Below are 12,173 nucleotides of genomic sequence, written 5' to 3'. Positions count from 1 at the left end.
ACATGCAGATCCAGGCCAGAGGGTTCACCTTCGACGTGTACGCCGGCGGCCCGGACGACGGCGCCCCGGTGCTTTTGCTGCACGGCTTCCCGCAGGACCATCGGGAGTTCGACCTGATCCTGCCCCGGCTGCACGCCGCCGGCCTGCGGACGTACGCCCTGGACCAGCGTGGCTACTCACCCGGCGCCCGGCCCGGCGCGGTCGCCGACTACCGGCTGGCGGAGCCGACCGCCGACGCCGTGGCCGTGCTGGACGCGCTCGGCGTCGAGAAGGCGCACGTCATCGGGCACGACTGGGGCGCGCAGGTGGGCTGGTTGCTGGCCGCCGAGCACCCCGACCGGGTGCGCACGCTCACCGCCGTCTCGGTGCCGCACCCGCGCGGGCTCGGCGTCGCCCTGCACAACCAGCCGTCGCAGAAGCTGCGGTTCGCCTACATGGGGGTGTTCCGGTCCCGGGCCGCCGAGCGGCTGCTGCTCGGCGCCGACGGCACCGCGCTGCGCCGGATGATGCGCCCGATCGGCGCCCGGGCCGCCCAGTACGCCACGGCGATGCGCGAGCCCGGCCGGCTCACCGCCGCGCTGAACTGGTACCGGGCGCTCTCCCGCGGTCAGCTCGCCGGTGTCGGCAAGATCACCGTGCCGACCACGTACGTGTGGAGCGACGGCGACCCGGTCGTCGGCAAGCCGGCGGCGCTGGCCACCGCCACCTGGGTGACCGCCGACTACCGGTTCGTGACACTGCGCGGGATCGGCCACTGGGTGCCCGAGGAGGCGCCGCGGGCACTGGCCGACGTGGCGCTGGCCCGCATCGGCGTTTGACGCCGTTCACCGATGGGAAACCCTGCGGCCACCGAGAAGGAGGTTCGATGGCCGCCGAGCAGCGACGGAACAAGCACGAGTCGGAGAAGCAGCGGTGGGACCGGAATTTCGCGGACCTGCTGCAGGAACTGCGGGTGGCGCAGACGGGCGTGCAGATCCTCTTCGCGTTCCTGCTGACCCTGCCGTTCAGCAACGGCTTCCCGAAGACGACGGACTTCCAGAAGGACACGTACATCGTCGCCCTGCTGGCCGCGGCCGCGGCCACCGCGATGATCATCTCGCCGGTGGCGTTCCACCGTGCGTTGTTCCGCCAGGGCCGCAAGCCGGAGCTGGTCCGCTACGCGCACAAGATGGCCACCGGCGGCCTGGCGTTCATGCTGATCGCGATGGTCAGCAGCGTGCTGCTGATCACCGACTACCTGACCAACATCTGGGTGGCCCTGGTGCTGACCGGCATCGCCGCCGGGTTCTTCCTGACCTTCTGGGCCGCCGTGCCGTGGGCGCGCCGGAACTGGGTCGACGAGGACGACGAGGACGACGACGAGGAGTTCGCCGCGCAGGCGGCCGAGCCTAACGAGACCTCGCGGGCTTGAGCCCGAGGTCCCGCAGCTCCAGGGCGGCCAGCGCCTGCACCGCCGCGGCGTCGCCGTTGCGCCAGGACTGGGCGATGTCCGGACCCAGCTTCGCCAGCTCGTTCAGCGGCCGGGTGGCCAGGGCCCGCAACGCCAGCAGGTCCTGGCCGGCCGGCTCGTTGCGGACCTTGACGGCCACCGCGGCCCGGCGCATCCAGCGCAGCCGCAGCGGCAGCCAGCCGAACAGCACCAGCGTCAGCGGCACCGCGACGATCAGCAGGGCCATGGCCAGCGCCAGGTTGCCGACGACCTCCTGCTGCTGCCGGCCGGCGTCGGCCAGCGAGTTGGCGGCATCGGCGGCGCTGTTGAACGGCGCGGTCAGCTCGTCGCCGACCAGCGGCACCCGGCCCACCTTGCCGCCGATGTCACCCAGGTTGCCGGCGATACCGGTGCCGGCCTCCTGCAGTTTCTGGCCGGGCACGCCCAGCTTCTCGACCATGTCGTTGACCCAGAACCCGGCCCGGATCCAGGCGTAGACCCAGAACACCACCAGGAGATCGGTGAGCAGCTGGCGGACGGCGGTGGGCAGCCGATCGGCGTACATCTTCACGCGCCACAGCGTCCCACGGCCGGCCTAGGAACGCTTGGCCGCGCACTCCGGGCAGGTTCCGAAGATCTCCATGGTGTGCGAGACGTCCACGAAGCCGTGCCGGCCGGCGACCTTCTCGGCCCAGGTCTCCACGGCCGGCCCCTCCACCTCGACGGCCCGCCCGCAGGAGCGGCAGACCAGATGGTGGTGGTGACCCTGGCTGCACCGGCGGTAGAGGTGCTCGCCGCCGGGCGGGCGCATCACGTCGATCTCGCCGGCGTCGGCCAGCCCCTGCAGGGTGCGGTAGACGGTGGTCAGGCCCACCCGCTCGCCGCGTTCCCGCAGGATGGCGTGCAGGTCCTGGGCGCTGTTGAAGCCCTCGGCGTCGGCGAGGACGGCGCTGACGGCACTGCGCTGCTTGGTGTTGCGCACCACGGTGGTGTCGTCGGTCATGATGCCTCCCGCGCATGGCTGACAGCGTCGGCGACGATGTGGGCGACGTGTTCGTCCACGAGTGAGTATGCGATCTCGCGACCGCGTCGTGCACCTCGCACCACGCCCGCGCCGCGCAACACCCGCAGATGCTGCGAGACCAGCGGCTGCGGCGCGCCCAGCTTCTCGACCAGCTCGTGCACGCAGCGTTCGCCCGCGCCGAGCTCGGCGACGATCGCCACCCGGATCGGCGCGGACAACGCGCGCAGCAGTTCGCCGGCCGCCTCGTACGCCTCGTAGCCGCTCGTCGTCACCGGAATGACGTTACTGCTCATCGGAGCTCAGCCTCGCGCAGCACGACCTCCGGCGGCTCGGCCTGCTGCTGGCCGGCCGGGATCACCCGGCGGCGCAGCACCCGCCAGGCGCCCGCGCCGACCGCGATGGCGAGGAACGCCGCGATGGCCAGGATGACGATCGTGGCACCCGGCGCGGTGTCCACCTCGCCGGCCAGCCACACGCCGGCGGCGGCGGCGCTCATCCCGATCACCATGGCCGTGACCATCGTGCTGCGGAACCCGCGGGTGACCTGCTGGGCGGCCGCGACCGGCACCACCATGAGCGCGCTGACCAGCAACAACCCGACGGTGCGCATCGCGATCGTGACGGTCACGGCGGTGGTCACGGCCATCAGCAGATTGAGGGTACGGACCGGCAGCCCGGACACCCGCGCGTACTCCTCGTCGTTGCAGACCGCGAACAGCGCCTGCCGCAGCCCCAGCATCGCCACCAGCACCGCGACGCCGAGCACGGCGATGACGGCCAGGTCCTCCCGCGAGGTGGTGGTCAGCGAGCCGAACAGGAACTGCATCAGGTTGGCGTTGCTGCTGTCGTCGGAGAGCCCGACCAGCACCACCCCGCCCGCGATGCCGCCGTAGAAGAGCAGCGCCAGGGCGAGGTCCCCGGAGGTGCGGCCCCGCTCGCGCACCAGCTCCACGCCGACGGCGCCGAGCACCGAGACCACCACCGCGGTGAGCACGGGGGACTGGTGCAGCAGCAGGCCCACGCCGACGCCGGTGAGCGCGACGTGCCCGATGCCGTCACCGATCAGCGACAGCCGCCGCTGCACCAGGTAGATGCCGAGCGCCGGCGCGATCAGCCCGATGATCAGCGCGCCGATCAGGGCGCGCACCATGAAGTCGTACTGGAAAAGGTCCATGACGCTAGCCGGCCGGCATCCGATCCGTAGGGGCGACGCAGATCGTGGCCTGCTCGGCCTCGGCGTGCGGGTGGACATGGTCGTGGCCGGGCTCGGCGTGGTGGCCGGCGGGCTCGGGCACCGCACCCTCGTACGCGATCCGGCCGTGGTGCACCACCACGGCCTTGTCGATCAGCGGCTCGATCGGGCCGAGCTCGTGGGCCACCAGCACGATCGTGCCGCCGGCCCCGGCGAACCGGCCGAGCGCCGCGGCGAACGCGTCCTGGCTGGCCGCGTCGACGCCGGCCGTGGGCTCGTCCAGGACCAGCAGGTCCGGGCGGCCGGCCAGGGCCCGGGCGATCAGGGTGCGCTGCTGCTGACCGCCGGAGAGGGTGGCGACCGGGTCGGCGATCCGGCCCAGCAGGCCGACGTCCGCCAGCGCGGTGCGCACGGCCTCCCGGTCGGCCGCGCCGGACGGGCGGAAGATGCCCCGGCGGGCCAGCCGTCCCGACGCCACGACCTCGCCGACGGTGGCGGGCACGCCGCTGCCGGCGCCCATCCGCTGCGGGACGTAACCGATCCGGGCCCACTGCCGGAACCGGCGCTGCGGGGTGCCGAAGAGGGTGATCTCGCCGGCCTCCATCGGCACCAGGCCGAGCACGGTGCGGATCAGCGTCGACTTGCCGGAGCCGTTGGCGCCCAGGATCGCGACGACCTGGCCGGGCTGCACGTCCAGGTTGATGTCCTGCAGCACGGCGCGACCGCCGTACGAGACGGCGGCGTGCGAGACGGTGATGACGCTCATGACGGACATCCCAGGGCCGTGGTGAGGGCGGTCAGGTTGCTGCGCATGACGGAGAAGTAGTCCGTGCCCGGCTCGCTGAGCCCTTCGAGCGGATCGAGGACGGCGGTCTTCGCACCGACCTCGCGGGCGATGGTCTCGGCGACCTTGGGGCTGACCAGCGTCTCGAAGAAGATCGTGGTGGTGCCGGTGGCCCGGGCCTGCTCGGCCACCTGGGCGAGCCGCTGCGGCGAGGGCTCGGACTCCGGCGAGATGCCGGTGATGCCGACCTCGGTGAGGTCGTAGCGCGCGGCGAGATAACGGAACGCGGTGTGGCTGGTGACCAGCTCGCGGCGCGCGCAGGTGCGCAGCGCGGCGGAGTATTCGGCGTCGAGCGCGGTCAGCTCGGTGTGCAGGGTCTTCGCCCGCTCGGTGTAGCCCGCGGCGCGGGCCGGGTCGGCCTGCGCCAGGCGCTCGGCGAGCCGGTCCGCGATGGTGGCGAAGCGCACCGGGTCCAGCCAGACGTGCGGGTCGGTCGCGCCCTCGGCGTGCTCCGGCTCGCCCGGCACGTGCTCGTCGTCCTCCTCGGCCGCGGCCAGCAGCGGCACCGCCGAGCCCACGTCCAGCGCCCGGTCCGTGGCCTCCTGGGCGACCGCCTCGTCGACGGCCGGCTGGAAGCCCTTGAGGTAGACGACCAGGCCGGCGTCGCTGATGTCGGCGACCTGGCGGGGGTTGAGCTCGACGTCGTGCGGCTCGGCGCCCGGCTTGGTCAGCTGGGTGACCGTGACCGCCTCCGCGCCGATCCGCTCGCTGAGGAACTGCAGCGGATAGAACGCGGTCACCACGTCGAGGCGTCCGTCCGAGGAGAACCCGCTCGCCTTCGCGCCGCAGCCCGCGCTCGCCACGGTCAGCAGGGCGGCGGCGGTGGTGGCGAGCAGGCGGCGCATCATGTCATCTACTGTGCGCCGTATTGGTAATGATTGTCAAAAGCGCATGTGTCCCGGAGCGTGCTCAGAGCGCCTTCGCCAGGGCGGCGGCGAACAACAGCGCCAGCATCGTGAGGCGGACCGCCCGGACCCCCGGCGACTGCACCGGCCAGGTCGTGAAGGTCAGCGCCACCAGCGCCACGACCAGCAGGAACAGCAGCGCGGCGCCGATGATGCCGGGCAGGAACAGGCCGGCCAGCAGCACCGCGAGCGCCACCAGGAAGGCTGTCGTCGGGTTGACGCTCGCCAGCCGGCGCAGCAGGTTGTCGGGCGGTGGTGGGGTCACGTCGGCCTCTCCGGTCGGTGCGTAGGCTCAGCCCATGCTGGTGCTCAACCGCTTTGTCGTCCCGCCCGACACACAGGCCTCGTTCACCGAACGGGCGCACGCCGCCCTGGCCGCCCTCGCCGAACGGCCCGGCTATCTTTCCGGCCGGCTGACCCGCGCGCTGGACGACCCCGCCTACTGGACCCTGGTCACCGAGTGGGAGTCCGTCGGAGCCTACCGGCGCGCCCTCGGCGGCTTCGACGTGAAGGTGCACGCGACCCCGCTGCTGTCGGAGTCGGTGGACGAGCCGTCCGCGTTCGAGACCCTGGCGAGCGCCGAGCCCGGTGCCGAGGTCGTCGTCGCGGCCAGCGACCGGGCCGCGGAACCCTGGCGCTGAGCCGTACGCTTGCTCCCATGACCCTTCTCGGGCAGCAGCCGCCACCGCCGCCGCAGGGCCCGGGTGTGTACCCGCCCTTCCCCGCCCCGCCCGTCGAGGGCCGCGGCCGTCGCCTCGGCCTCGGCCTCGGGGTCGGCGCGGGCGTGCTCGTGCTGGTCTGCGGCGGCGGGGTCGCCGCGGCCGTCGGGCTCGGCCGGGTGATGACCAGCGCGCTCAACGAGCAGGCCGAGGTGGTCGTCGGCGACTACCTGGACGCACTGCGCGACCGCGAGTGGTCGCAGGCCTACGACCAGCTCTGCGACGAGGCCCGGCAGAAGGAGACCGAGGCGCAGTTCACCAGCCGGGTCTCCACCGCCGAGCTGATCACCAGCTGGGAGGTCGGCAACGTCGACCTGACCCAGCTGGCCGCGCCGGTCGCGGTCACCTACGCCGACGGCGACACCGCCGACCTGCGGGCCTTCCTCGGGCAGAGCCGGGACACGGGCGGCTTCGAGGTGTGCAGCATCGAGGAGTAATCTCCTCCTTTTGTCCGATCCCGACGTCCCCGCCGACAACCAGCCGGCGTAGGAGGAACATGCCCGCCGAACGCATCGACGCCGTCGTCAGCCTGGCCAAACGCCGGGGATTCGTCTTCCCCTCCAGCGAGATCTACGGGGGCACCCGCTCGGCGTGGGACTACGGTCCGCTCGGCGTCGCGCTCAAGGAGAACGTCCGCCAGCAGTGGTGGAAGACGATGGTCCAGCAGCGTGACGACATCGTCGGCCTGGACTCCGCGGTCATCCTGGCCCGTGACGTGTGGGCCGCCTCCGGTCACCTGGAGGCCTTCGTCGACCCGCTGACCGAGTGCCAGTCGTGCCACAAGCGGTTCCGCGCCGACCACCTGGAAGAGGCGTGGGAGCACAAGCACGGCACGCCGCCCGGGTCGCTGCAGGAGCTCAACTGCCCCAACTGCGGCAACAAGGGCACCTTCACCGAGCCGAAGATGTTCAACGGCCTGATGAAGACGTACCTGGGCCCGACCGAGAGCGCCGAGGGGCTGCACTACCTGCGCCCCGAGACCGCCCAGGGCATCTTCGTCAACTACAACAACGTGGCGACCGCGGCCCGTAAGAAGCCGCCGTTCGGCATCGCGCAGGTCGGCAAGTCGTTCCGCAACGAGATCACCCCGGGCAACTTCATCTTCCGGACCCGCGAGTTCGAGCAGATGGAGATGGAGTTCTTCGTCCCGCCGGGCTCGGACGAGCAATGGCACGAGTACTGGCTGCAGCAGCGCTGGAACTGGTACCGCGATCTTGGATTGTCCGAGAGCAACCTGCGCTTCTTCGAGCACCCGAAGGAGAAGCTCTCGCACTACTCGAAGCGGACCGTCGACATCGAGTACCGCTTCCAGTTCGGCGGCACCGACTTCGCCGAGCTCGAGGGCATCGCCAACCGGACGGACTTCGACCTGACCACCCACTCCAAGCACTCCGGGGTGGACCTGAGCTTCTTCGACCAGGAGAAGCAGGAGCGCTGGGTGCCGTACGTGATCGAGCCCGCGGCCGGGCTGACCCGCGCGGTGCTGGCCTTCCTGCTCGAGGCGTACGACGAGGACGAGGCGCCGAACACCAAGGGCGGCGTCGACAAGCGCACGGTCATGCGCTTCGACCCGCGGCTCGCGCCGATCAAGGTCGCCGTGCTGCCGCTGTCGCGCAACCCGGAGCTGTCGCCGAAGGCCCGCGGCCTGGCCGACCTGCTGCGCAAGCGCTGGATGGTGGAGTTCGACGACTCGCAGGCGATCGGGCGCCGCTACCGGCGCCAGGACGAGATCGGCACGCCGTTCTGCGTCACGGTCGACTTCGACACCCTCACTGACGACGCGGTGACGGTCCGCGACCGCGACACCATGAAGCAGGAGCGGGTGTCGCTCGACGCGATCGAGGACTACCTGATCAAGCGGCTGCCCGGCTGCTAGGCAGAAGCCGAAACCGCCCGGTCGGCCGATGTGCAGGCCGATCGGGCGGTGCACGCGGACTCTGATCCACATCCGCGTTTTGACTCCGCCGGATGCCGCTGTGTCATGCTCGACGGCGTGACTCTCGCTCCCTTGACCCTGGGCAAATACCAGGTGTGGCCGCCCGTGGTGCTGGCCCCGATGGCCGGCATCACCAACGTCGCGTTCCGCCGGCTCTGCCGCGAGCAGGGCGGCGGCGTCTACGTCTGCGAGATGATCACCACCCGCGCGCTGGTCGAGCGGATCCCGAAGACCCTCAAGATGATCACCTTCGCGCCCGACGAGGAGTTCCGCAGCCTGCAGCTCTACGGCGTGGACCCGGACGTGACCGCTCAGGCCGTGCGGATGGTCGCCGAGGAGGGCTGGGCCGACCACATCGACCTCAACTTCGGCTGCCCGGTGCCCAAGGTCACCCGCCGCGGCGGCGGCAGCGCGCTGCCCTGGCGCCGCAAGCTCTTCGGCCGCATCGTCCGGCAGGCCGTCGAGGCGGCGGCCCCGGCGGGCATCCCGCTGACCATCAAGATGCGCAAGGGCATCGACGAGGACCACCTGACCTACGTCGAGGCCGGGCTGATCGCGCAGGAGGCCGGGGTGTCGGCGGTCGCGCTGCACGCCCGTACGGCGGAGCAGCGCTACTCGGGCACGGCCGACTGGGACGCGATCGCCACCCTCAAGCAGGCGCTGGACGTGCCGGTGCTGGGCAACGGCGACATCTGGGAGGCCTCGGACGCGCTCCGCATGGTCGAGCACACCGGCGTCGACGGCGTGGTCGTCGGCCGCGGCTGCCTGGGCCGGCCCTGGCTGTTCAAGGACCTGCAGGCGGCCTTCAACGGCGAGGTCTCGCAGGAGCTGCCCAAGCTGGGCGAGGTGGCGGCGATCATGTCCCGGCACGCGCACCTGCTGGTCGAGGCGCTGGAGAACGAAAGGCACGGCTGCGCGGATTTCCGCAAGCACGTCGCCTGGTACCTGAAGGGCTTCCCGGTCGGCGGCGACCTGCGCCGCTCGCTGGCGATGGTGACCACCCTGGCCCAGCTGGACGACCTGCTGGCCCAGCTGGAACACGACCAGCCGTTCCCCCGGGAGTCACTGGGCCAGCCCCGCGGCCGGATCAACGCACCGGGCAAGGTGTCGCTGCCGTACGGCTGGCTGGAGAGCCGCGACGACGACACCGTTCCCGAGGGAGCCGAGATGGAGAATTCCGGCGGATGACGTATCCGATCGTGGAGTTGCGGCAGTACACCCTGCAGCCAGGGCGGCGGGACGAGCTCATCGAGCTGTTCGACCGCGAGTTCGTGGAGACCCAGCAGGACGCCGGCATGGCGGTCCTGGGCCAGTTCCGCGACCTGCGTGACCCCGACCGGTTCGTCTGGCTGCGCGGCTTCACCGACATGCCGAGCCGGGCCGCGGCGCTGGCCCGCTTCTACGGCGGCCCGGTCTGGGCGGCCCACCGCGACGCGGCCAACGCCACGATGATCGACTCCGACGACGTGCTGCTGCTCCGGCCGCTGGGCGACGGCTTCCCGCTGCCCCCGGCGCGCGGCTCGGAGCTGCCGCGATCCCGCTTCCTGGCGAGCCTGCACTTCGCGGACGCCCCGTTCGAGAAGCTCCCGGAGCCGGCGCTGCCCCCGCTGGCGGCGTTCACCACGGCGTACGAGGAGAACACCTTTCCCGCCCTGCCGATCCGTGCGGGGGAGCACGCGTTCGTGTGGTTCGCGCGCTTCGACGACCAGGCGGCCCTGGACGCGTACGTGTCCGGCGCCGACCCGGCGGCGACGCTGCTGGAGCTGGCGCCGACGGCCCGTTCCCTGCTGCGCTAGGCGTGAGCGCGCGGCGTCATCGGGGTGATTCGGTGGTCCACAGCGCCGACAGGGGAAGCGCGACCATGCCGTCTCCGAAGCTGAGCGACTCGTTGCCGCAATAGAGGACGTAGCCCGCCGTGAATCGGTCGCCCAGCCGTCGTTGCAGCAGCCGCAAGCCGCGGAAGTCGTCGGTCCGGACCGTCTCGGCGGCCTTGACCTCGATGCCGACGATCTGACCCGCGTTGTCCTCCAGCACGGCGTCGACTTCGTACTGGTCACGGTCCCGGTAGTGGAAGAGGCGCGCCGAGAACCGTGCCCAGGTGAGCTGCCGGGCCAGTTCGCCGAGGACGAGATTCTCGATGAGGCCACCGGCTCTCGTGTCGGTGACGGCGCCCGAGGTGAGAAAGCCGGCGAGACCCGTGTCCACGAAAATGACTTTGGGGGTCGCGGTCGCCCGGGTGGTGGCGTTGGCCGACCAGGCCGGAATGATCCGGACCAGATATATGGTCTCCAGGATGCTCACCCACGAGCGGATGGTGGGCACCGAGACGCCGATCGCTCCCGCGAGCCGGGTGAGGTTCAACAGGCCGCCGACCTGATCGGCCAGCAGCGCGATCAACGTGCGCATGTCGCTCGTGCGGCTCAATTGCGCGACCTGTTGCACGTCACGGACGATCAGGTCCGACACGTAGTCGCCGAAGAAGCGATCCCTGCGGCGTTCGGACTCCCGGTGAACGGCCTCGGGATAGCCGCCTCGCATCGCCCGTCTCAGGTAGTCCTTGCGTTTGAGGCCGAGGGGCGCCGCCCGCAACTGAGCACCCAGGAGAAACGCCGCGTCGACGAATCCGTCCGGGCAGCCGTCGATCTCGCCCTGCGACAGGGGCCAGAGTTCGACTGTTTCCGATCTCCCGGGCAAGGCGTCCGGAAGGCTCTTCAGCGCGAGGAGCCGAGCCGACCCGGTCAACAGGAAGCGGCCGGGCCGGGGATCACGATCGACCAGGTGCTTGATGGCCAGCCAGAGGTCAGGTACCCGCTGGACCTCGTCGATGAGCATGAGACCGTCGTGGTCGAGGAAGCCGATCGGATCGGCGAGCGCCGCCGCGCGAGTGCCAGGGTTGTCGAGAAAGCGGGCGATGCCGTTCTCGTGCCGTCGCAGCCGCGCTTCCGCGAGGGTGCTCTTGCCCGCTTGGCGGGGCCCGTTGACGACGACAACACGGGTGTCGGTCAGCGCCTCGTCGATCAACTCAGCGACGTGACGGGAGAAATACTTGTCACCGTTCCGCACGGTCGTATTCTAGCCGGGGCTTTCCGTCTGCCGAGGTTCACACTTCAAATCTGCCGAGCATGGGACTTTACGTCTGCCGAGCACTGTCCCGATGTCTCGACGGCTACCCCGGGCGGGAAGGGTCACCCGTCCCGCCCGGGCGGCATCCGCTCAGACGTCGAGGTCGTTCTCGATGCGCTTGAGCTGGTGGCGGGCCATCGCCAGGTTCGACCGGTCCCGGCGCAGCGCCACGTACAGGAACAGGCCCTTGCCCGACCGGCTGGTCAGCGGCCGGATCAGGTGGTACTGGGTGTCCAGCGTGATGAGGATGTCCTCGATCTTCTCGGTGATGTTGAGCATCTCCATCGCCCGCAGCTTGGCGCGGACCACGTCGGTGTTGCCGGCCGCCGCGACCGTCAGGTCGAGTTCCTTGCCGCCGCCGACCGTGCCGAGGGCCATGCCGCTGGTGTGGTCGACCAGCGCCACGCCGACGGCGCCGTCGATTTCCATGATCTCTTTGAGGGCGGTGTCCATGTCAGCCATGAGTGTCTACTTTCGTGAGTATCGGTCAGCCGGCTTGCCGGCCGCGGAAGGTGCTCTGCAGGGTGGCCATCGGCGTGCGCCGGGCCAGCGGGATGGACGGCCCCACCTGGGTCGGAATCTCCGGGCGGGGGGCCACCGGCGCCTCGAGGACGAGGATCTTCACCAGCCGCCGGACGGCCCGGCGCGCCTCGAGGTGCACCATGGCCAAATTGGCGTCGCCGGTGGTGACCAGGGTCAGCAGGGCGTTCGGGCCCGCCGTGTACGAGGTGATGTAGCCGCCGTCGCACTCCACCACCGACTCGCGCAGGTCACCGTGGTTGACGGCGTGCGCGAAGCGCCGGGCCAGCGCGAGGTGGGCGGCGGCCAGGGCGGCCAGGCTGTCCGGCTCGATGCCGTGCGCGTCGTGCGCGACCACCATGCCGTCGGTGGTGGCGAGAACACTGCCGGAGAGTTCGGGCACCCGGTGGCGCAGGTTGCCCAGTTCCGTCAGTACCGCCGGATCCACCGTCATCCTCGGTCTCTCCTTCCTGATCGGGGCG

Annotated in this window: 16 protein-coding genes and 1 pseudogene; 7 read left to right on the top strand and 10 right to left on the bottom strand. The window is 71.1% G+C overall.

What is annotated here, in order from left to right:
• Positions 1-2 precede the first annotated feature (2 nt).
• Both ACIBQZ_RS26890 and ACIBQZ_RS26885 read left to right on the top strand, forming a co-directional pair.
• Complete coding sequence (locus ACIBQZ_RS26890; protein WP_396091559.1) at positions 3-818, top strand: alpha/beta fold hydrolase; 816 nt, start codon at positions 3-5, stop codon at positions 816-818.
• A gap of 47 nt (positions 819-865) precedes the next feature.
• Positions 866-1,411 (top strand): DUF6328 family protein, encoded by a 546-nt coding sequence (locus ACIBQZ_RS26885; protein WP_396091558.1) that lies wholly within the window; start codon positions 866-868, stop codon positions 1,409-1,411.
• Here the strand turns inward: ACIBQZ_RS26885 and ACIBQZ_RS26880 are convergent.
• From ACIBQZ_RS26880 to ACIBQZ_RS26850, 7 genes are all read right to left on the bottom strand, one after another.
• Positions 1,389-1,994, bottom strand: a complete 606-nt coding sequence (locus ACIBQZ_RS26880; RefSeq protein ID WP_396091664.1) for a hypothetical protein — start codon at positions 1,992-1,994, stop codon at positions 1,389-1,391. The two genes, ACIBQZ_RS26885 and ACIBQZ_RS26880, sit on opposite strands and share 23 nt — an antisense overlap.
• Before the next feature lie 30 nt (positions 1,995-2,024).
• A complete protein-coding gene (locus tag ACIBQZ_RS26875) occupies positions 2,025-2,432 on the bottom strand; it encodes a Fur family transcriptional regulator (protein ID WP_396091557.1) in 408 nt (135 codons plus the stop codon).
• On the bottom strand, positions 2,429-2,746 hold the full coding sequence (locus ACIBQZ_RS26870) for an ArsR/SmtB family transcription factor (protein WP_396091556.1): 318 nt from the start codon (positions 2,744-2,746) through the stop codon (positions 2,429-2,431). The genes ACIBQZ_RS26875 and ACIBQZ_RS26870 overlap by 4 nt, the downstream gene beginning before the upstream one ends.
• Positions 2,743-3,627 (bottom strand): metal ABC transporter permease, encoded by an 885-nt coding sequence (locus ACIBQZ_RS26865; protein WP_396091555.1) that lies wholly within the window; start codon positions 3,625-3,627, stop codon positions 2,743-2,745. Before ACIBQZ_RS26865 ends, ACIBQZ_RS26870 begins: the two co-directional genes overlap by 4 nt.
• Positions 3,628-3,631: 4 nt before the next feature.
• On the bottom strand, positions 3,632-4,411 hold the full coding sequence (locus ACIBQZ_RS26860) for a metal ABC transporter ATP-binding protein (protein ID WP_396091554.1): 780 nt from the start codon (positions 4,409-4,411) through the stop codon (positions 3,632-3,634).
• Complete coding sequence (locus tag ACIBQZ_RS26855) at positions 4,408-5,337, bottom strand: metal ABC transporter substrate-binding protein (protein ID WP_396091553.1); 930 nt, start codon at positions 5,335-5,337, stop codon at positions 4,408-4,410. Before ACIBQZ_RS26855 ends, ACIBQZ_RS26860 begins: the two co-directional genes overlap by 4 nt.
• 61 nt (positions 5,338-5,398) lie before the next feature.
• The gene (locus tag ACIBQZ_RS26850; RefSeq protein WP_396091552.1) at positions 5,399-5,659 is read right to left on the bottom strand and encodes a DUF6703 family protein; all 261 of its coding nucleotides are present in this window, start codon (positions 5,657-5,659) and stop codon (positions 5,399-5,401) included.
• A 34-nt stretch (positions 5,660-5,693) separates the two neighbouring features.
• Between ACIBQZ_RS26850 and ACIBQZ_RS26845 the strand changes: the two genes are divergently transcribed.
• The 5 genes from ACIBQZ_RS26845 to ACIBQZ_RS26825 all read left to right on the top strand — a co-directional run bounded on the left by ACIBQZ_RS26845 (position 5,694) and on the right by ACIBQZ_RS26825 (position 9,845).
• The gene (locus ACIBQZ_RS26845; protein WP_396091551.1) at positions 5,694-6,035 is read left to right on the top strand and encodes an antibiotic biosynthesis monooxygenase family protein; all 342 of its coding nucleotides are present in this window, start codon (positions 5,694-5,696) and stop codon (positions 6,033-6,035) included.
• Positions 6,036-6,052: 17 nt separating this feature from the next.
• Complete coding sequence (locus ACIBQZ_RS26840; protein WP_396091550.1) at positions 6,053-6,550, top strand: hypothetical protein; 498 nt, start codon at positions 6,053-6,055, stop codon at positions 6,548-6,550.
• 59 nt (positions 6,551-6,609) lie between these two features.
• Positions 6,610-7,989: a glycine--tRNA ligase gene (locus tag ACIBQZ_RS26835; protein ID WP_396091549.1), complete on the top strand. Its 1,380-nt coding sequence runs from the start codon at positions 6,610-6,612 to the stop codon at positions 7,987-7,989.
• Positions 7,990-8,094: 105 nt separating this feature from the next.
• On the top strand, positions 8,095-9,237 hold the full coding sequence (gene dusB, locus ACIBQZ_RS26830) for a tRNA dihydrouridine synthase DusB (RefSeq protein WP_396091548.1): 1,143 nt from the start codon (positions 8,095-8,097) through the stop codon (positions 9,235-9,237).
• The gene (locus ACIBQZ_RS26825) at positions 9,234-9,845 is read left to right on the top strand and encodes an NIPSNAP family protein (protein WP_396091547.1); all 612 of its coding nucleotides are present in this window, start codon (positions 9,234-9,236) and stop codon (positions 9,843-9,845) included. Before dusB ends, ACIBQZ_RS26825 begins: the two co-directional genes overlap by 4 nt.
• Before the next feature lie 202 nt (positions 9,846-10,047).
• On the opposite strand, the pseudogene ACIBQZ_RS26820 reads toward ACIBQZ_RS26825, so the two are convergent.
• The 3 genes and pseudogenes from ACIBQZ_RS26820 to ACIBQZ_RS26810 all read right to left on the bottom strand — a co-directional run.
• Positions 10,048-11,112, bottom strand: a pseudogene (locus ACIBQZ_RS26820) (ATP-binding protein); the annotation flags it as partial.
• Between the two features lie 150 nt (positions 11,113-11,262).
• Entirely contained in the window at positions 11,263-11,634 is a 372-nt protein-coding gene (locus ACIBQZ_RS26815) for a hypothetical protein (RefSeq protein ID WP_396091546.1), read from the bottom strand.
• A 25-nt stretch (positions 11,635-11,659) separates the two neighbouring features.
• Positions 11,660-12,145, bottom strand: coding sequence for a roadblock/LC7 domain-containing protein (locus tag ACIBQZ_RS26810; RefSeq protein ID WP_396091545.1), 486 nt, complete (start codon positions 12,143-12,145; stop codon positions 11,660-11,662).
• Between the last annotated feature and the right edge of the window lie 28 nt (positions 12,146-12,173).

It is taken from the genome of Actinoplanes sp. NPDC049599 (assembly GCF_044465625.1).
GTDB lineage: Bacteria > Actinomycetota > Actinomycetes > Mycobacteriales > Micromonosporaceae > Actinoplanes.
The sequence above is the reverse complement of the archived record's forward strand: the minus strand, read 5'-3'. Positions and strand labels throughout refer to the sequence as shown.